At 63.9% G+C, this 19,602-nt stretch carries 16 protein-coding genes and 1 pseudogene; 11 read left to right on the top strand and 6 right to left on the bottom strand.

Annotation, left to right across the window (positions count from 1 at the left end; all coding sequences use genetic code 11):
• Window positions 1-31: 31 nt before the first annotated feature.
• Window positions 32-2,257: an FAD-dependent oxidoreductase gene (locus tag LHU53_RS06385; protein ID WP_227331420.1), complete on the top strand. Its 2,226-nt coding sequence runs from the start codon at window positions 32-34 to the stop codon at window positions 2,255-2,257.
• 83 nt (window positions 2,258-2,340) lie between these two features.
• Here the strand turns inward: LHU53_RS06385 and LHU53_RS06380 are convergent, their stop codons facing one another.
• Together LHU53_RS06380 and LHU53_RS06375 are read right to left on the bottom strand one after the other, a co-directional pair.
• Complete coding sequence (locus tag LHU53_RS06380; protein WP_227331418.1) at window positions 2,341-3,753, bottom strand: heavy metal sensor histidine kinase; 1,413 nt, start codon at window positions 3,751-3,753, stop codon at window positions 2,341-2,343.
• Window positions 3,741-4,427, bottom strand: a complete 687-nt coding sequence (locus tag LHU53_RS06375; RefSeq protein ID WP_227331417.1) for a heavy metal response regulator transcription factor — start codon at window positions 4,425-4,427, stop codon at window positions 3,741-3,743. Before LHU53_RS06375 ends, LHU53_RS06380 begins: the two co-directional genes overlap by 13 nt.
• 163 nt (window positions 4,428-4,590) lie before the next feature.
• Here LHU53_RS06375 and LHU53_RS06370 point away from each other — a divergent pair, with 163 nt between their 5' ends.
• From LHU53_RS06370 to LHU53_RS06335, 8 genes and pseudogenes are all read left to right on the top strand, one after another.
• On the top strand, window positions 4,591-4,953 hold the full coding sequence (locus LHU53_RS06370; RefSeq protein WP_227331415.1) for a copper-binding protein: 363 nt from the start codon (window positions 4,591-4,593) through the stop codon (window positions 4,951-4,953).
• The gene (locus LHU53_RS06365) at window positions 4,954-5,397 is read left to right on the top strand and encodes a disulfide bond formation protein B (protein WP_227331413.1); all 444 of its coding nucleotides are present in this window, start codon (window positions 4,954-4,956) and stop codon (window positions 5,395-5,397) included.
• Window positions 5,394-6,044, top strand: coding sequence for a thioredoxin domain-containing protein (locus LHU53_RS06360; RefSeq protein ID WP_227331389.1), 651 nt, complete (start codon window positions 5,394-5,396; stop codon window positions 6,042-6,044). Before LHU53_RS06365 ends, LHU53_RS06360 begins: the two co-directional genes overlap by 4 nt.
• 19 nt (window positions 6,045-6,063) lie before the next feature.
• A complete protein-coding gene (locus tag LHU53_RS06355) occupies window positions 6,064-7,323 on the top strand; it encodes a TolC family protein (protein ID WP_227331387.1) in 1,260 nt (419 codons plus the stop codon).
• Complete coding sequence (locus tag LHU53_RS06350; protein WP_227331385.1) at window positions 7,320-8,876, top strand: efflux RND transporter periplasmic adaptor subunit; 1,557 nt, start codon at window positions 7,320-7,322, stop codon at window positions 8,874-8,876. The genes LHU53_RS06355 and LHU53_RS06350 overlap by 4 nt, the downstream gene beginning before the upstream one ends.
• 244 nt (window positions 8,877-9,120) lie before the next feature.
• Window positions 9,121-12,255 carry an efflux RND transporter permease subunit gene (locus tag LHU53_RS06345; protein ID WP_227331384.1) on the top strand — a complete coding sequence of 1,045 codons (3,135 nt, stop codon included), beginning with the start codon at window positions 9,121-9,123 and terminating at the stop codon, window positions 12,253-12,255.
• A 137-nt stretch (window positions 12,256-12,392) separates the two neighbouring features.
• Window positions 12,393-12,590 (top strand): annotated as a pseudogene (locus tag LHU53_RS06340) (4-hydroxy-2-oxovalerate aldolase); the annotation flags it as partial.
• 369 nt (window positions 12,591-12,959) lie between these two features.
• Window positions 12,960-13,388 (top strand): CBS domain-containing protein, encoded by a 429-nt coding sequence (locus tag LHU53_RS06335; protein ID WP_227331382.1) that lies wholly within the window; start codon window positions 12,960-12,962, stop codon window positions 13,386-13,388.
• A gap of 52 nt (window positions 13,389-13,440) precedes the next feature.
• Here the strand turns inward: LHU53_RS06335 and LHU53_RS06330 are convergent, their stop codons facing one another.
• Entirely contained in the window at window positions 13,441-13,992 is a 552-nt protein-coding gene (locus tag LHU53_RS06330) for a DNA-deoxyinosine glycosylase (protein ID WP_227331380.1), read from the bottom strand.
• Window positions 13,993-13,995: 3 nt separating this feature from the next.
• Window positions 13,996-15,222, bottom strand: coding sequence for an ROK family transcriptional regulator (locus tag LHU53_RS06325; RefSeq protein WP_227331378.1), 1,227 nt, complete (start codon window positions 15,220-15,222; stop codon window positions 13,996-13,998).
• A 167-nt stretch (window positions 15,223-15,389) separates the two neighbouring features.
• Here LHU53_RS06325 and LHU53_RS06320 point away from each other — a divergent pair, with 167 nt between their 5' ends.
• Window positions 15,390-16,382 (top strand): PfkB family carbohydrate kinase, encoded by a 993-nt coding sequence (locus LHU53_RS06320; protein ID WP_227331376.1) that lies wholly within the window; start codon window positions 15,390-15,392, stop codon window positions 16,380-16,382.
• A 43-nt stretch (window positions 16,383-16,425) separates the two neighbouring features.
• On the opposite strand, the gene LHU53_RS06315 is transcribed toward LHU53_RS06320, so the two are convergent.
• Both LHU53_RS06315 and tsaE read right to left on the bottom strand, forming a co-directional pair.
• Window positions 16,426-17,838 (bottom strand): N-acetylmuramoyl-L-alanine amidase, encoded by a 1,413-nt coding sequence (locus LHU53_RS06315; RefSeq protein ID WP_227331373.1) that lies wholly within the window; start codon window positions 17,836-17,838, stop codon window positions 16,426-16,428.
• On the bottom strand, window positions 17,835-18,407 hold the full coding sequence (gene tsaE, locus LHU53_RS06310) for a tRNA (adenosine(37)-N6)-threonylcarbamoyltransferase complex ATPase subunit type 1 TsaE (RefSeq protein WP_227331372.1): 573 nt from the start codon (window positions 18,405-18,407) through the stop codon (window positions 17,835-17,837). Before tsaE ends, LHU53_RS06315 begins: the two co-directional genes overlap by 4 nt.
• A gap of 27 nt (window positions 18,408-18,434) precedes the next feature.
• On the opposite strand from tsaE, the gene queG reads away from it, so the two are divergent.
• Window positions 18,435-19,484 carry a tRNA epoxyqueuosine(34) reductase QueG gene (queG, locus tag LHU53_RS06305; RefSeq protein WP_227331660.1) on the top strand — a complete coding sequence of 350 codons (1,050 nt, stop codon included), beginning with the start codon at window positions 18,435-18,437 and terminating at the stop codon, window positions 19,482-19,484.
• Window positions 19,485-19,602 lie beyond the last annotated feature (118 nt).

The following is a 19,602-nucleotide window of genomic DNA, read 5'->3' as shown; positions in this document are numbered from 1 at the left end:
GTACGTCACCGATGTTCACCAACGGATGCCCATGAAAACCAAGAAACTCATCCTGCTGGCCGTGGTGCTGGCGACTCTGGCGGCTTTTTTTGCGCTGGACCTGGGGCGCTACCTGAGTCTGGACTACCTGCGCAGCAGCCATGCGCGCTTTGAAGCGCTGTACCAAAACCAGCCGTTGACCGTGGCGGGCGCCTACTTTGCGATGTATGTGCTGGCCACGGCGCTGTCGTTTCCCGGCGCCACCATCCTCACGCTGGCGGGCGGGGCGATTTTCGGGCTGGGTTGGGGGCTGCTGATCGTGTCGTTTGCCTCCAGCCTGGGCGCCACGCTGGCCTTTCTGACGGCGCGTTTTGTGCTGCGCGACAGCGTCGAGGCGCGGTTTGGCCAGCGGCTCAAAGACCTCAACCAGGGGTTGGCCAAAGACGGCGCGTTTTACCTGTTCACCCTGCGGCTGGTGCCGCTGGTGCCGTTTTTTGTCATCAACCTGGCCATGGGGCTGACCAAGATGCGCGTGGGCGTTTTCTACCTCGTCAGCCAGTTGGGCATGCTGGCAGGCACCGCGGTGTATGTGAATGCGGGCACGCAGTTGTCGCAGCTCACCTCGCTGCAAGGCATTTTGAGCCCGGCGCTGATTGCTTCGTTTGTGTTGCTGGGGGTGTTTCCGCTGCTGGCGCGCCAACTCATCGGGCTGGTCAAGAAGCGCCAGGTGTATGCCCGCTGGGCGCCAACGCGACCCAAAACGTTTGACCGCAATCTGGTGGTGATCGGCGCGGGCGCGGGCGGGCTGGTGTCGGCCTACATCGCGGCAGCGGTCAAGGCACGGGTGACGCTGGTGGAAGCGCACAAGATGGGTGGCGACTGCCTCAACTACGGCTGTGTGCCGAGCAAGGCGCTGATCAAAAGCGCCAAACTGGCGCACCAGATGCAGCACGCCGAGCGCTATGGCTTGTCAGCGCCCACCCGGGTCACGGGCGCCGATGCCGCTGGTCAAACGGCTCACCACATAGCCCGTGTGCGGCTGGACTTTCCAAAAGTCATGGCGCGGGTGCAGGCGGTGATTGCCGCCATTGCGCCGCACGACAGCATCGAGCGCTACACCAGCCTGGGCGTGGAGGTGCTGCAGGGCCACGCCAAGATCATCAACCCGTGGACGGTGGAGATTGCCCTCAACGATGGCGGCAAGCAACGGCTGACCACCCGCAACATCGTCATTGCCGCTGGTGCCAGGCCGTTTGTGCCACCGCTGCCGGGCCTGGCCGAGGTGGGTTTTGTGACCAGCGACACGTTGTGGGAGCGCTTCGCCCAACTGGACGAGGTGCCGCGGCGCCTGGTGGTGCTGGGCGGCGGGCCGATTGGCTGCGAGCTGGCGCAGAGTTTTGCGCGCTTGGGTTCACACGTCACGCAAGTCGAGATGGCCCCGCGCCTGATGATGCGTGAAGACCTGGACGTGTCTGGCCTGGTGATGGACGCCTTGCGTGCTGACGGCGTGCAAGTGCTCACCGGCCACCAGGCCTTACGGGTGGAAAAGCCCGCCCATGACGCATCCGGTGGCGGCGTGCTGGTGGTGGCGCACCAGGGTGCTGAGTTGCGCATCGCATTTGACCAGCTGCTCTGCGCCGTGGGCCGGGTGGCACGCCTGACGGGTTACGGGCTGGAGGACCTGGGTATCCCGGTTGGCAAAACGGTGGAGATCAACGATTACCTGCAAACGCTTTACCCCAATATCTACGCTGTGGGTGACGTGGCCGGGCCGTTCCAGTTCACCCACACCGCCGCGCATCAGGCCTGGTATGCCGCGGTGAACGCGCTGTTTGGTGACCTCAAATCGTTCAAGGCGGACTACTCGGTGGTTCCCTGGGCGACATTTACCGACCCCGAAGTGGCGCGCGTGGGCCTGAACGAGCAGGAGGCGCTGGCGCAGGGCGTGGCCTTTGAGGTCACGCGATATGGCATTGACGACCTGGACCGGGCCATTGCCGACAGCGAGGCGCATGGCTTTGTCAAGGTGCTGACCGTGCCCGGCAAGGACCGTATCCTGGGCGTGACCATCGTCGGCAGCCACGCGGCCGACCTGCTGGCCGAATACGTGTTGGCTATGAAACACGGGCTGGGCCTGAACAAGATTCTGGGCACCATCCACACCTACCCGACGCTGTCAGAAGCCAACAAATACGCCGCCGGCGAATGGAAACGCGCCCACCAGCCGCACCGGTTGCTGGCCTGGGTGCGCAAGTACCATGACTGGAAGCGCGGCTGATTGACGATGCTGTCATGGCGGTCACCGACCCGCAATCCATGGATCCCAGATCAGGTCCGGGATGACAGTCAAGGGCGTTCACCTTAACCAGGCAGATGCGACGCAAGCTTGATCGTGAACGTGGTGACCCCGCCCGACGAGGCGGCGCCAATGGTGCCGCCATGCGCGGTGACAATGGACCGGGTGATGGCCAGCCCCAGTCCGGTGCCCTGGTCACTGCGATGGCGTGACGGGTCGACCCGGAAAAACCGGTCAAAGACGCGCTCAAGCAACTCGGGCGCAATCGGGTCGCCCTGATTCATCACGCAGATGTCTACACCTGATTGCTTGGCCTTGAGCGTGACTTGCACCGGGGTGCCAGGGCTGGCATGGCGCACCGCGTTGGACAATAGATTGCTCAGGGTGCGGCGCAGCATCAGCCGGTCGGCCTGCACGTTGGCCGTGCCCTGGAGCGTGAGTTGCAGGTCTTTTTCTTCGGCCACCGCCTCGTAATAGTCAAACAGGGCGCGCACCTCGTCGGCCAGGCACACGGTGCTGCGGCTGGGCACCACCAGGCCGTTGTCGGCTTTGGCCAGCCACAACATGTCCGAAATCATGCGCGCCATGCGATCGAGTTCTTCGGCATTCGACGCCAGCACCGCCTGGTAATCCTCGGCGTTGCGCGGGCGTGACAGGGCAACCTGGGTTTGGGTCATCAGGTTGCTGACCGGCGTGCGCAACTCATGCGCGATATCGCTGGAAAAGTCTGACAGCCGGGCAAACGCCGCTTCCAGGCGCGCCAGCATGGCGTTGAGCGACTCGGCCAGCTGCGCCAGCTCCACCGGCAAACGCGTCACGGGCAAGCGGTGGCTGAGCTGCTGCGCCGTGACCACGCTGGCTTGGTCGCGCAGGGTGGACAAAGGCGCCAGCCCGCGCCGCACCACAAACCAGCCCAGCAGCCCCAGCAGGGTCGCCGCACCGGCGACAAACCACCACAGCGTCTGCAGAAAGGAGCGCATGTAGGCCTGGTGGTGGCCGATGTCGATGGCGGCGGCCACCAGCACACGCACGCTTTGGCCCTGCGCGTCGCGCGCGGCGGTCGGCAACTGGGCTGCCAGAGCGCGGTAGGTTTGCTCACCAAGCTGCCAGAGCACGGGCTGGTCGGGCGCCTGCAAGGCCTGGGCGGCCACGATGGATGCGGGAAAAGTGGCGTGGGCGGTGGCAAAAATCACCGACTGGTCGGGCTCCATCACCATCACTTCCAGCCCGTGGTGGCCGATCAGCGAGCGGGCCAGCTGGTGCGTCAGCGGCGTCAGATCGTCGGGTGAGGCCACACCTTGCAAGGCCTGGGTGATCAGCGCCATTTTGCCCGAGAGCACCTCCATGTCGAGGTCTTCAAAGTGCTGCTCCACCGATGAGGTGACCACCCAGCCCAGCACCAGCAGCACCACCGTGGTGGCGGCCACAAACATCAGCGTGAGCCGCTGCGTCAGGCTGACCCGGCTCAGCAGGCGCACGTGGGGTCTTCCAGCACGTAACCCATGCCGCGCACGGTGTGAATGAGTTTGGGCTCAAACGCGTCGTCCACCTTGGCGCGCAGGCGGCGCATGGCGACTTCGATCACATTGGTGTCGGAATCGAAATTCATGTCCCACACCTGCGAGGCGATCAGCGAACGCGGCAACACCTCGCCCTGGCGGCGCAGCAGCAGCTCCAGCAGGGCAAATTCCTTGGCGGTGAGGTCGATGCGTTTGCCCCCGCGGCTGACGCGCCGGCGCAGCAAGTCCAGCTCCAGGTCGGCGGCTTTCAAAAAGGCGGCTTCCGGTGTTTTGTTACCCCGGCGCAGCAGGGTGCGCACCCGGGCCAGCAGTTCCGAAAACGCAAACGGTTTGACCAGGTAATCGTCGGCGCCGAGCTCCAGGCCTTTGACGCGGTCGTCCACCGCATCACGCGCGGTCAGAAACATCACCGGCATCTCTTTGCCCGCGCGGCGGATGCCGGCCAGCACGGCCCAGCCATCGGTGCCGGGCAACATCACGTCCAGGATGGCGAGGTCGTAGGCTTCAGACAGGGCCAGGTGCAGGCCATCGGTGCCGTGGCGCGCCAGGTCGACGGTGAACCCGGCCTCGGTCAGGCCCTGTTTCAGGTAGTCGCCGGTTTTGGGTTCGTCCTCGACGATGAGGATCTTCATGGCAAGGTTCCTAAGAGGCTGATCGACGCACCATTCTGCCCGTCCCCATCGCCATCTCAGCCAGATGACAAAAAAGTAATCTGCCGGTCAGCTGGCTGTCGGGGCGGGTTGGAGACACTGGGTCTGTTCAATCCCTTTCTGTCATTTTGAATAAGGAACACCCATGAAAACCTTCAGCGCCTATGCCTTGGTGGCCGTCTCTCTGGCCCTGTCAGCGCCGGTGCTGGCCCAAATGGACCACGGCAGCATGCACGGTGGTGGCAAGACGGCGGGCGCTGCCCCCATGGCGCCAGCGCAGGGTGCGGATGCTGCCCTGGTCGAGGGGCTGGTCAAAAAGGTCGACAAGACCAAGGGCACGCTGACCCTGGCGCACGGCGCGATGAACGGCATGCCACCCATGACCATGGTCTATCGGGTCAAGGAAACCAGCCTGCTGGACACGCTGGCTGTCGGGCAAAAAATCCGCTTTGCCACCGACCCGGCCGACGGCGGCATGACGGTCTCGCGTTTTGAATTGGTGAAGTGATTGGCCGCGCAATCCACTGCCGCGCCAAAGCCGGGTCTGTGGGCGCTGCTGTTCGCCGCCTGGCTGCTGGCGGCCGTCGCCGCGCTGGGCGCCTTGTTCCTGAGCGAGGTGATGGGCCTGGCGCCCTGTGTGTTGTGCTGGTGGCAGCGGGTGGCGATGTTTCCGCTGGTGATCATCCTGGCACTCGCCTTGTTCCCACCCGATTCCCGGGTGATCCGTTACGCCTTGCCACTGGCGGTGATCGGTCTGCTGGTGGCCGGTTTTCATCTGCTGGTGATGGCGGGGGTGATTCCTGAAGCCCTGGCGCCGTGCCAGCAGGGCGTGCCGTGCAAAACGGTGCAGATCACATGGTTCGGGTTTGTCACGATCCCCTTGCTGTCTTTTGTCACTTTTTTAACCCTCTGCGGCCTGCTGTTGGTGGCCCAGCGAAAGTCTTCTGAATGAAACAAAAAAATATCTTTATCGCCGTGGTGGTGCTGTTGGTTTTGGTCTTTGCCGCGGGCGCCTTCATGTTCAACCAACAGCAGGCCCAACAGGCGGCTGCGCTTGCGGCCCAGAACCAGGCGGCGCTGGTGCGCGCCGATGCGCCGACCTTTGGCAACCCGCAGGCGCCGGTGCACATCGTCGAATTTTTTGACCCGGCTTGTGGCACCTGCCGCCAGTTTCACCCGCTGGTCAAGGCACTGATTGCGGCGCATCCGGACAAGATCCGCCTGACCTGGCGTTATGCGCCGTTTCACCCCGGGTCGGACGCGGTGGTCAAGGTGCTGGAGGCGGCGCGCCTGCAGGGCCAGTTTGAAGCCACGCTCGAAGCGTTATTTGACGGCCAGGACGCCTGGGTGATCAACCACACCGCCGATGTGCAGCGCATCGGCCCGTTGTTGCACAACCTGGGGCTTGACAGCGACCGGTTGCAAAAAGACTTCAACTCTCCCGACGTGGCGGCGGTGGTGGCGCGCGATCTGGCCGATGCTCAGACCCTGAACGTCACAAAAACCCCCGAGTATTTTGTCAATGGCCAACCACTGCCCCAGTTCGGGTTTGATGAGCTCAAGCAGCTCGTCGATGCCGAACTCGCCCAACACCGTTAGGACAGCCATGAAAAACGTGATGTCATCTGTCGCTCTGCTGACGCTGCTGGCTTTGTGTGGTGGGGCCCCCGCGCTGGCGCAGGACACCGTGCCCGGTGCCGATTTGGCGCAATTGCTCACCCTTGCCAAGGCGCACAACCCCGAATACGCCAGCATGCGCTTGGAAGCGCAGGCGGCCAGCGAGCGCGTGGTGATGGCCGGTGCCTTGATGGACCCGAAGTTCCGCGTGGAATGGATGGACATCACCCAGGGCGGCACCCAATCGCCCACGTTGTCGCCCAGTGGCACCGGCAGCACCCAATACACCATCATGCAAGACCTGCCCTGGTGGGGCAAACGTGACCTGAAGCGGGCCATTGCCACGCAAGAGGCGCAAAGGGTGCACGGGCGGGCACACGGTACCTGGGCAGACCTGGCGGCCCAAGTGAAAACCACCCATGCCCAGCGCTACTTTCTGCACAACACCCGGCAGCTCACGCAGGAATTGCTTGACCTGACCAACCACCTGGCCCAGCTGACGCAGGTGCGTTACGCCGGCGGCTTGGCCCTGCAGCAGGATGCCATTCGCGCCCAGGTGGAACAAACCACCCTGCAGACTGAATTGGTGGCGCTGGAGAGTCAAGCCCGCCAGGCCGACGCCCGGCTCAACACCTTGCTGGCGCGGCCCGCCAGCGCGCCCTTGGCGGTACCTGAGTCGCTGCCGGTACTGCCCTCGGTGGCCACACTCGATGCCGACGTGTTGCTGGCGCGGGTGCGCCAGCGCAACCCGCAGCTGTTCTCAGAAGACGCGGGTATCCAGGCGGCAGAGCTGTCACGTGCGCTGAGCCTGAAGAACCGCTACCCGGACTTCACGCTGGCCATCACCCCCACGCAAATGCAGAGCCGCATCAAGGAGTGGAGTCTGATGCTGGAGATGAACATTCCGCTGCAGCAGGGCACCCGGCGGGCGCAGGAGCGCGAAGCCCAGGCGATGCTGGCGGCGGCGCAGTCCCGCCGTGAGGCCGTGGCCAACCAGGTGGCCGCCGATGTGGCTGACAACCTGGCGGCTGTGCAAGCGGCACAACGCACGGAACAACTGACCACCTCCAGCCTGTTGCCGCAAGCCGAACTGACATTCCAGTCGGCGCTGGCGGGGTATGAAAACGGCAAGCTCGACTTTGCCACTTTGCTGGAAGCACAACGCCAAATTCGCCAAGCCCGCCTGGGGCAACTGAAAGCGCACGTGGACGCACACACGCGTGTGGCCGAGCTTGAAAAGCTTTTGGGAGAAGCATTGTGAAATCCGCGACAGCGATCTTATTTAGCGCCGTTGCTCTGCTGGCTGCAGTGGGCGGGGGCTATTGGTTGGGGCAAGCGGGCCAGGCCAACCACGCGCCTGCTGCCGCAGGGCAGGCTGCCAGCGCCTCAGACGCTGCCAAACCGCAGCCCAAACTGCTGTACTACCGCAACCCGATGGGCCTGCCCGACACCTCGCCGGTGCCCAAAAAGGACCCGATGGGCATGGACTACATCGCCGTGTATGACGGTGAAACCGCGGACGACCCCGCCACCGCCAACCAGGTCAAGATCAGCACCGACAAGGTGCAAAAGCTCGGCGTGCGCACCGAGGCCGCCCAACGGCGCAGCCTGGATCGCACGGTTCGCGCTGCCGGTCGGGTCGAGCCCGATGAGCGCCGCATCGCCGTGGTGTCGCCCAAGTTTGAGGGCTACGTCGAGCGCCTGTTGGTGAACGTGACCGGCCAGTACGTGGCCAAAGGTCAGCCGCTGTTTGAGGTGTACAGCCCCGAGCTGGTGTCGGCGCAGCGCGAGTACGCCATTGCCGTTTCGGGTGCGGCATCGCTCACGGGGGCCGATAGCCCGGCGCAACGGGGCATGGCCCAGCTGGTGGCGTCGAGCCTGCAGCGGCTGAAAAACTGGGACATCTCCGAGGAGCAGATCAAGGCGCTGGTGGCCTCGGGCCAGACGAAACGCACGGTCACGTTTCGCTCACCCGTGTCGGGCATCGTGACCGAGAAGAAGGCGGTGCAGGGCATGCGCTTTTTGCCGGGTGAGGCGCTGTACCAGGTGTCTGATCTGTCGGCGGTGTGGGTGGTGGCCGATGTGTTTGAGCAGGATCTGGGGCTGGTGAAAACCGGTGCCAAAGCGCGGGTCAGCCTCAACGCCTACCCGGACAAGGCGTTGACCGGCACCGTGACCTACATCTACCCGACGCTGAACGCCGACACCCGCACAGTGCCGGTGCGGGTGGAGCTGGCCAACCCCGGTGGGCTGCTCAAGCCTGGCATGTTTGCCCAGATGGAATTGCAGGTGGGCAGCCCAGCCCAGGCGGTGACGGTGCCTGTGTCGGCAGTGATTGACAGTGGCACCCGGCAGATCGTGCTGATCCAGCAGGCCGAGGGCCGCTTTGAGCCGCGTGAGGTGAAGTTGGGGGCGCGCAGCGACAGCTTTGTGGAGGTGCTGGCGGGCGTCAAGGACGGCGAGTTGGTGGTGGTGGCGGCGAACTTCCTGATTGATGCGGAGAGTAATCTGAAGGCGGCCATCGGTGGCTTTGGTGGCGCGCCGGCTGCGTCGGCACCCGCCGCACCAGTAAACCAAGGGGCCGTCGCGTCGGGTCACCATGCCGAGGGTGTGGTGGACGACGTGGATCGCCAGGCAGGCACCGTGAGCGTCAGCCACGGCCCGGTCGCCAGCCTCAAATGGCCGGCGATGACGATGGAGTTTGTGGTTGCCAACGCGTCGCTGCTGAAAGACTTGAAGCCTGGGGCTAAAGTGGCGTTTGAGTTTGTGGAGCGTGCGCCGGGTGAGTGGGTGATCACCAGTGTGAAGAAATGAGTCATCTGTCATGGCGGACCCGATCTGCAGCCCATGCCCCTGAAACGTCAGCGTTCCTGATCGCGCTTGCGACCTTGGTTTTTACCCGCAGCGTGCGTTGGGTATCCGACTCCGCGGATGTCCCCCGTATCGGGCTGCGCCCGATCCTCCTCCTTGATTCCGCTGCGTCAGATACCCAACACACGCTGCTAGTCATTGCTGCGGGCGACACGCACAGCCTATTCCTTTAGTTAGCAGAACCACCATGCTTTCCAAAATCATCGACTGGTCAGGCCGCAACCGCTTTCTGGTGCTGCTGGCCACCCTGTTCATCGTCGTGGCCGGTGTCTTTGCCGTGTTGCGCACGCCGATCGACGCCCTGCCAGACCTGTCTGACGTGCAAGTCATCGTCTACACCGAAGTCCCTGGCCAGGCGCCGCAGGTGGTGGAAGACCAGGTGACTTACCCGCTGACCAGCGCCATGTTGTCAGTGCCCAAATCCAGGGTGGTGCGCGGCTTTTCGTTTTTTGGCGCGTCGTTTGTTTACATCATTTTTGAAGACGGCACCGACATCTACTGGGCCCGTTCCCGCGTGCTGGAGTACCTGAACTTTGCCTCGGGCCGTATGCCCGAAGGCATCACGCCACAGATCGGGCCCGATGCCACGGGCGTCGGCTGGGTCTACCAGTACGCGTTGCTGGCCAAAGACAAAACGTTGGCCGAGTTGCGCAGCATCCAGGACTGGTATGTGCGTTACCAGTTGACCAAGGCGCATGGCGTGGCCGAGGTGGCGTCGATTGGTGGGTTTGTGCAGACCTATCAGGTGACCGTCGACCCGGTCAAGCTGCGCAGTTATGGCATCCCACTGATGAAGGTGGCGCAGGTCATCCGCGACTCGAACCGCGATGTGGGTGGCCGCGCGGTGGAGATGGCCGAGACCGAGTACATGGTGCGTGGCCAGGGTTACTTGCGCGGCAAAGCGGATATCGAGATGCTGGTGGTCAAGGCCGACAAAGGCACGCCGGTGTTGATTCGTGACATTGCCCGGGTGGAGCTGGTGCCTGACGAGCGCCGCGGCCTGACGGAACTCAATGGCGAAGGCGAAGTGGTGGCCGGCATCGCCATGGCCCGTTACGGTGAAAACGCGCTGGAGGTCATCGCCAACCTCAAAGCCAAAATCGCCGAAATCGGCCCCGGCCTGCCCGAAGGCGTGACGGTGCAGACGGTGTACGACCGCTCCGAGCTGATTTACCGCGCCATTGACACGCTCAAGCGCACGCTGCTGGAAGAGTCGCTGATCGTCGCGGCTGTCTGCATCGTCTTTTTGATGCATGTGCGCAGCGCGCTGGTGGCGATTTTGATGCTGCCGGTGGGCATTCTGATGGCCTTCATCGCCATGCGCCTGCTGGGCATGAGTTCCAACCTGATGAGTCTGGGCGGCATCGCCATTGCCATTGGCGCGATGATTGACGCGGCGATTGTGATGATCGAAAACGCCCACAAACACCTGGAGCGGCTGCCCCAAAACCACAGTCAGAACGACCGCTTCGAGGCCATGCTGGCCGCCTGCAAGGAGGTTGGTCCGGCGCTGTTTTTCTCGCTGTTGATCATCACCGTGTCGTTTTTGCCGGTGTTTGCGCTCGAAGGGCAAGAGGGCAGGCTGTTCTCGCCCTTGGCCTACACCAAGACCTTTGCCATGGGCAGCGCGGCTTTCCTGTCGGTGACGCTGGTGCCGGTGCTGATGCTGCTGTTCATCCGCGGCAAGGTGATGCCCGAGGCCAAAAACCCGGTGAACCGATTTTTGATCTGGGTTTACCGGCCCATCATCACCGGGGTGATGCGCTGGAAGAAGCTCACCATGGCGGCGGCTCTGTTGACGCTGCTCGCCACCTATTACCCGGCCTCCAGGCTGGGCTCGGAGTTCATGCCCACGCTCAACGAAGGCAGCCTGCTGTACATGCCTGCCTCACTGCCCGGCATGTCGATCACCAAGGCCGCCGAACTGCTGCAAACGCAGGACAAGATCATCAAAAGTTTCCCCGAGGTGGCCTCGGTGTTTGGCAAGGCCGGCCGTGCCAACACCGCCACCGACCCGGCACCGACCGAGATGTTTGAGACGGTGATCAACCTCAAGCCCGAGTCCGAATGGCGCCCGGGCCTGACCATGGACGCCCTGATTGCCGAGATGGACCGCGCGCTGCAGTTCCCCGGCGTGGCCAACAGCTGGACCATGCCGATCAAGGCACGCATCGACATGCTGTCTACCGGCATCCGCACGCCGATTGGTATCAAGGTGTTTGGCAAAGACCTCGACGAGATGGAAAAGCTCGCCCGCCAGATTGAAGCTGTGGTCAAAACCGTGCCCGGCACCAGCAGCGCCTTTGCCGAACGCATCACCGGCGGCTTTTACCTGAACATTGAGCCCGACCGCACCCAGCTGGCGCGTTACGGCCTGGCGGTGGGTGACCTGCTGGATGTGGTTGGCACGGCGCTGGGTGGCGAGATGGTGACCACCACGGTGGAAGGGCGTGAGCGCTACGGTGTGAGCGTGCGTTACCCGCGCGAACTGCGCTCAGACCCGCAGCAAATCGCGCGTGAGGTGCTGGTGCCGGTGATGGATGGCGCCATGGTCCCGCTGGGTCAGCTGGCCAAAGTGGTGGTGGCCAAAGGCGCGCCAGGCATCCGCACTGAAAACGCGCTGCTGTCGGCCTACATTTATGTGGACATCCGCGACCGCGACATCGGCAGCTACGTGCGTGATGCCAAAAAAGCCGTGTCTGAGCAAGTGACCTTCCCCAACGGGTATTACGCCACCTGGAGCGGCCAGTTTGAGAACATGGAACGCGCCATTGAGAAGATGAAGGTGGTGATTCCGGTCACGCTGTTGATCATTTTTTTGCTGCTGTACCTGAACTTTCGGCGCATCACCGAGACGCTGATCGTCATGCTCTCGGTGCCGTTTGCGCTGGTGGGCGGCATCTGGCTGATGTGGGCGCTGAACTACAACCTGTCGGTGGCCGTCGCCGTGGGCTTCATCGCGCTGGCCGGTGTGGCGGCAGAAACCGGTGTGATCATGCTGATCTACTTGGACCACGCCTGGGAAGCCATCAAGCGCCAATGCCGGGCAGACGGCCGTGAACCCGGCGTGAGCGACTTGTATGCCGCGGTGATGGAAGGCGCCGTCGAGCGCGTGCGGCCCAAGATGATGACCGTGGTGGCCATCATGGCGGGCCTGCTGCCCATTTTGTGGGGCACCGGTACCGGCTCGGAGGTCATGAGCCGCATCGCCGCGCCGATGGTGGGCGGCATGTTGTCCAGCACGGTGCTGACGCTGGCGGTGATTCCGGCGATTTATGCGCTGGTCAAGCAATGGCGGCTGGGGCGCGGGTTGGAGGGCTGATGGGGTGGATCGGCCAAGAGCGATGCGGGACTTCACCCTGTCTCACCGAGACTCAGCGAACCCGGGTGTTGGCCGTGTCGAGCGCCTTGCGCACTGTCCACAACCAGCACGACGGGTCAGAAATATAGAATTGCGGTCTATGGGAAGGCTACGGTGCCAACTGCATCTATGTGGCCGACTCAGCAGGCCATTTGCTGCCCGACGGCGTCAAAGCCCGCCTGAGTGCGGTGCGCGCTGCCCTCAAACCCGAGACCGAACTGGGTTTCCATGGCCACCACAAACTGGCCATGGGCGTGGCCAACTCGATCGCCGCCATGACGCTGGCGAGCGCCCGCGGCATCCTGCCCGCAACCGCATGATGTGAACCCTTGTGTGCTTAATACGGACATCTTTGGCTGTTATGCCGCCCCCGGAATACCTACATTCAGGCGCATGAGACGGCTCGATCAACACGATCAACCCCTTGGCATCGAACCACGGCGGGGTCATGGCCGCAACGGTTATCGCAACGGCCGGGCCAGAAAGGCCCAATAGCCTGGTCACTGTTGAAAATTCTGGGGGGCGTGCAAGTATTTCAAATCATTGATACACATCAAGAACAATTCTTTGTAATACTTGACTTATCTCGTCCCGGCCACTGCCCAAGTGGCACGGTCCTCAAGAACGCGCTGGCGCTGACACCTGCAACCAACACAAGGAATGCCATGAAACCTATTTCTGAACTGCTGACCCATCGAGATTCCATGATGTACCAAATCGCGCCCACGGTCAGCGTGTTTGAAGCGCTGCAGTTGTTGGCCAAACTGGAGGTGGGTGCCTTGCTGGTGATGCAAGATGGCCAGTTGCTGGGTGTGGTGTCAGAACGCGACTACACCCGCAAAGTGGCTTTGCAGGGCCGCAACTCCAAAGAGACGACGGTGGCTGAGATCATGACCCGCGACGTGATCACCGTCACGCCGCAAACCGGCACGCGTGACTGCATGAGCCTGATGAGTCACAAAAGATTCCGACACTTGCCGGTGGTGGACAACGGCAAAGTGCTGGGCATCATCTCGATTCGCGACATCATGGACGACATCATTGCCGCTAACGAAGAAACCATTTCGCATTTGACCAGCTACATCAACAGCTGAGCGCGGTCGCTGCCGCGGCCATCCGCCAGGGCGCCCCAGCGCGCTGAGGGCTTCATAACAACCCGGCCAGTGTCACCACCTCCCGCCAGGCGGCCAGCTTGCGCTCAAACGTCCAGCTGGCGTTGGCCGGGCTGGTGGAGGGCAGGCGCAGCACCGGCAAGCCCAGCGTACGAGTGTGAGCAGCGTGGCGAAAACTCTCGCCGCCGTTGTGGGCGATGACCCGCAGCCGTGGGCAAGACCTGCGCAAGCCTGCCAGATCGTTGACCTGGGCGTGTTCGATGGCGCTGTCCAGACTGCCTTGGCGCTGGCATGACGCATACACGTCCCACAACCCGATCCCGTGGGCCAGCAGGGCGGTGACACGTTCGTCATAACGATTCACCCGGATGTCCAACGCGCTGGTGGGCCAGATTGCGTGAAGAATTTTCCAGAAGGCATTTTGCGGATGGGCGTAATACTGCTGGCGCGCCAGTGAGGTGGCGCCGGGAAAACTGCCCAGTACCAGCAGTCGGGTCTGTTCTGACACGACCGGTGCCAGACCCTGCCATCGGATGGGGTCGCTCGTGGCGGGGGTGCTGGCGGCTTGAGGTGACTTTGCCGCCATGACTTAATCGCCCACTTTCAAGAACAGGTCGCGATCCGGCGCAAAGTTGGCGTGCAGAGGCAGCAACGCGCCACCCAACGCCCGTGCATCCGGCCCGACCTGGCCGGCCATCACGTTCGCGCTCCACAGGCCTTCCCAGTTGTAGGCGGTGATGGCGTCCTGGGTGGCTGCGATCAATTCGGCCAGCAGCGCGCGGCAGAACGAGCCGTCGATGATGACCGCGTCAATGTCCAGAAAGGCGGTGCCGCTGACCACGGTGTGCGCCAGCGCGTTGGCGGCGTGGTCGATCCAGCCGCGGGTTTCTGCCTCAAACGGGCCGCTCAGGGCGCGCTCGTCGTACGCTGCATGCGGGTCCAGCTGGCGCGCCAGAAAGCGCTGTTCCAGCTCCCACAGCGACGCATGGCTGACCAACTGGTCTGGTGAGATGCGTCCGGTCGCCAGACCCATGGGCAGCGACGCCACCGCCCCGGAGTTGCCGTGCACACCGCCGTGCAGGTGCGAGTTGATGACCAGCCCGCCGCCCACAAAGGTGTCGACAAACAGGTACAAAAAGTTTTTCAGGCCGCATCCGCGCCCGGCCACCAGTTCGGCCACACAGGCGGCCGAGGTGTCTTTGGCAAAGCTCACCGGCACCTCGGTCATGGCCTGCACCTGGGCGGGCAGGTCGATCTGGTTCCAGGCGTCGGACTGCGCCTCGGACAGCCCCAGCATGCGGTGCCAGCCGCCCATCTGGAAAGGCGCTGCCAGGCCAATGCCCACCAGCCGGTCTTTGAGCGGCCCCAGCGCATCGTGCATGGCCTGCATGCGCTGACCAATGGCGGGCAGCAGCGTGTCGATGTCGGGAAACACATAGTCCAGCCGGTGGCGTTGGCGCACCTGGCCGGTGAAATCGACCAGCAGCCAGTCAGCGCTGCGTCGGCTAATCTTGATGCCCAACGCAAACGCACCGTCCGGATTGAGTGCCAGCGGAACGGAAGGCTGGCCGATGCGTCCCCGCAAGCGGCTTTGTTTGATGACCAGGCCGTCGTCTTCCAGCCGCGTGGTGATCAGCCCGATGGTCTGGGCGGTCAGCCCGGTCAGGCGCGCAATGTCCGCTTTGGGCAGGCTGCCGTTGAGGCGAATGGCCTGCAGCACCACCCGCTCGTTGAACTGGCGCATGCCCACATGGTTGGAGCCGCGCGGCCGCAGCAGGGCAGGGGATAGCGCAGCGGTGGTGGTGGCGGGTGTCATGGCTTCGGATTTTCACCGATAGCCCCGATCTGAATGGTTGGATCGCTGTGTCATTGCCAGCCTTCCTGAGGCCAGTTGACTGGTCACCCTTGTTGCTTCGGTGCGTCTGAACTATAGTCAGCTCGGCGTTATTAAATCAATTGTTCTTAATTACCGACAATCCGACCATGCTGCCAAAACATACCATCCAGGTCGCGACTGCCGGCGAGGCCTTGATTGACCTGATCGCCGGGGCAGACGGGCGTTTTGAACCCTGTCTGGGTGGCGCGGTCTACAACCTGACGCGCGCTCTGGCGCGGCAAAGCATCGGCGCGCTGTACCTCAACCCACTCTCCAAAGACCGTTTTGGCCGCCAGTTGGCCGCCGCCATGTTGCAAGACGGCGTGCACCTGGCCGTGCCCGAGCCGGTGACCCAAGTCACCTCCCTGGCGGTGGTAGCTGTGGATGCCAATGGCCACCCCGACTACGCCTTTTACCGTGAGGGCGTGGCCGACCGTGCCACCAGCGCCCGGGCGTTGACGCAAGCCTGCAGCCAGGTCGCGGGCCTGAAGCTGGTGTGCACGGGCGCGTTGGCTTTGTCGGCGGATGATGCCGACATCTACCTGCCCTGGCTGGCGGCGCAGCGCCAGGCCGGGCGCACGGTGGTGATTGACGCCAACCTGCGCCCCTCGGTCATGCCCAACCTGGACCTGTACCGCCGCCATGTGCTGGCCGCGCTGCAATTTGCCGACGTGATCAAGGCCAGCGACGAAGACCTGACTTGCCTGGACCTGCCCGGCGACACCACGCTGGCCCAGGCGCAACACCTGCTGCAAGGCAGCCGCGCCAGTGTGTTGGCCCTCACCCTCGGCAGCAACGGGGCGATGCTGCTGACGCGCCACGGCCAGCGGTTTGAGGCGCGTGAGACAGAGCCCATCACCGTGGTGGACACGGTGGGCGCGGGCGATTGCTTTCTGGCCGGGCTGGTGGTGGCGATGTTGCAGCATCACCTGTCTGCCGACTGGGGCACCGCGCCGGTGCCGACCGAGGTGGCGCGTGACCTGCTGTGCAGCGCCATTGCCAGCGCCAGCCTGTGTGTGATGGCGCGCGGCTGCGTGCCGCCCACGCGGTCCGAGGTGATGGACCGGCTGGAGACGGTAGCGATGGCGTTTGCGGGGTGATTGGGCGGCCGCTGCCGCGGTTGCCAACGGGCGGTTCGGGTGGTTAAACGCTGCGGTTGCGCGCCAGCGGCGGGTTTCGGGCGAAGTAGCTCTCAATGCCGCGCATCAACGCATCGGCCAGTCGCTCCAGGTAGGCGTCGCTGTTGAGCTTGGCTTCTTCGTCCGGGTTGCTGATGAAGGCGGCCTCCACCAGCACGCTGGGAATGTCAGGCGCTTTCAGCACCGCAAACGACGCCTGCTCCACCCGCGGTTTGTGCAATTTGCCCACGCGTTTGATGTGCCCCAGCATGGCGCTGCCCAGTTGCAGGCTGTCCTTGATCTGGGCGGTGGTACTCATGTCCAGCAGGGCGTGCCTGACCTGGGCGTCACGGGCCTTGACGTTCAGCCCGCCAATCAGATCGGCCTTGTTTTCCTTGGCCGCCATCCAGCGTGCTGCCGCGCTCGATGCACCGCCCTGACTCAGGGCAAACACGCTGGCGCCTTGCGGGTTGGGTGTGAAAAACGCATCGGCATGCAGGCTGATGAACAGGTCGGCCTGCACCCGGCGCGCCTTGTCTACCCGCACATGCAAGGGCACAAAAAAATCGGAATCGCGCGTCATGAAGGCGCGCATGGCGTTGCCGTTGACACTGCCGGCGTTGATGCGCTCGCGCAGGCGGTGCGCCAAGCGCAGCACCACGTCTTTTTCACGCGTGCCTCCGGGCCCGATGGCGCCGGGATCTTCGCCGCCGTGGCCGGGGTCCAGCGCGATGATGATCAGCCGGTCGGTCGCTTGCGGGCGCGGGGCCGACATGTAGGGGCCGTCATATTTGGGCAAACCTTTTGGGCCGCCAGCCCTCTCAGGCAAGGGGGGCTGGGCGATCTTCGCAGGAGGAACGTTGGCGCTGTCGGCACCCGCTTGCCCGGTGGGCGCGGTTTTCTGGGCGATCAGGTCACCCAGCGGGTCGACTGCGGGGGCGCTGCCAGACGGCGCGCCAGGTGAGGCGGCGGGCGGTTTGGCGTCTTGCAAACGCTCGGCAATCAGGGCTTCCAGCGGGTCGGCGACCACGGTGGGGTATAGGTCAAACACCAGCCGGTGCCGGTAAGCGGCCACCGGTGGCAGGTTGAACACCTGGGGTGCCACCGGCTGGCGCAGGTCCATCACCAGCCGCACCACGCCGGGGCCAAACTGCCCGACGCGGATACCGCTGATGGTGGGGTCGGTGGTGCCCACCTTGGCCACCAGTTCCCGCAGCGCCGGATTCAGGTCGATGCCGCGCACATCCACCGCCAGGCGCGGCGGGTTGGGGATGAAGTTCTGGCTGAAGGTCAGCAGCGCGTCGGACTCGATGGTGACACGCGAGTAGTCCGGCGCGGGCCACACCCGCACCGCCACAATGGCCGCGCCACGCGCGAGTTGCTGGGTGCCCAGCAGCAGCACCAGCGTGCCGCCCTGCACAAAGTCACGGCGCTTCATGCGCTGGCTCTGCTGGCTGACGGGGTGGGGAGGTTTTCAAGAGAAATCGCTTCCTGGCCATGAGTCGGAGTGGGGACGATGCTATCAACATCTTGAATCAGCAACAACCCGGTAAGGGTTTGCGCGGTCAGCGTGACTTGGCGTGCCGTGTCGTCTTGCAAGGCCAGCTGCACCACCAGGTCGGCGATGGGCAGGTGGCCGGCGGCTTTGTCCGGCCATTCGGCCAGTTTCAGGCCCGGGCTGGCGAATATGTCGCGAAAACCCGCGTCTTCCCACTCCTGCGGGTCGCTGAAGCGGTAAAAGTCAAAGTGCCAGACGGCCAGATCCGGCAACTCATAAGACTCCACCACCGCGTAGGTCGGGCTTTTGATGCGCCCCTGCACGCCCAGTGCGCGCAGCAGATGGCGCACCAGCGTGGTTTTGCCCGCACCAAGGTCGCCGCGCAGTTCGATGAAGGCGTTGCGCAATTCGGGTGAGGCCGCCAGCGCTGCGGCAAAGCGCTGCGTGGCGGCTTCGTCCGGCCAGACGGCGGTTTTTACAATGGGCAGGTGAACAGTTTCAGAACACATCGTGACGGTGAAGCATGGGTCTCCAGGATTCGGGAGTGGGCGCTGGCGTTGGGATTTTCCCAAATTGGCGTGGCCGGGGTGGATTTGTCCACTGCAGAGCCCGGATTATCGGCCTGGCTGGCAGCCGGTTGCCACGGTGACATGGCTTACATGGCGGCGCATGGCCTCAAGCGCGCCCGCCCGGCCGAGCTGCTGCCAGGCACCCTGAGTGTGATCACGGCGCGGATGGACTATTTGCCCGCCGACACGGCTGCGGGCTGGCAGGCGCGGGAGTTACAGCGTCTGAGCCACCCCGACGAGGCCATCGTCTCGATGTATGCGCGGGGCCGCGACTACCACAAGGTGCTGCGCCAACGCCTGCAAAAGCTGGCTGACCAGATGACCGAGGCCTTTGGCCCGCTGGGCTACCGCGTGTTCACCGACTCGGCGCCGGTGCTGGAGGTCGAACTCGCCACGCGCAGCGGCCTGGGTTGGCGCGGCAAACACACGCTGCTGCTCAACCGTGATGCCGGGTCGATGTATTTTCTGGGCGAAATTTTCATCAATGTGGCCTTGCCGCCGACGCCGCCTGCCACCCCCCACTGCGGCAGTTGCCGCGCCTGCATCGATATTTGTCCGACGCAGGCCATCCTGGCGCCGTACCGGCTGGATGCGCGGCGCTGCATCTCTTACCTGACCATTGAGCACGCCGGGCCGATTCCGGTCGAGTTGCGGCCGCTGATGGGCAACCACATTTATGGTTGTGACGACTGCCAACTCGTTTGCCCGTGGAACAAGTTTGCCCAGACCAGCCGCCTGCCAGACTTTGACGCCCGAGCGGGCTTGGTGAACCCATCACTGGCCGAGGTGTTTGCCTGGACCGAGGACGACTTTCTGCGCCTCACCGAAGGCAGCCCGATCCGCCGCATTGGCCATGAACGCTGGCTGCGCAATGTGGCGGTGGCGCTGGGCAACGCCTTGCGCGCGGCGGAATCTGCCCCGGCACGCCAGGCCATCACCAGCGCGCTGCAAAGCCGCGTGGACGACCCCAGCGCGCTGGTGCGCGAGCATGTGGCCTGGGCGCTGGCGCAGGTGTGAGGTGGTGGCTTGAACTCCAACGCTGCTGACTACAATTTGCTTTTTCCCTGGCTTGCCATGGCGGGCTTGACCCGGCATCCATGCCCCCCAAAGGCATGGATCCCGGATCGAGTCCGGG

Origin of the sequence: Rhodoferax sp. U2-2l, assembly GCF_020594515.1 — a bacterium.
Classification (GTDB): Bacteria; Pseudomonadota; Gammaproteobacteria; order Burkholderiales; family Burkholderiaceae_C; genus Rhodoferax.
Note: the sequence above shows the minus strand (reverse complement) of the source record. Positions and strands in the feature narration are given on the sequence as shown.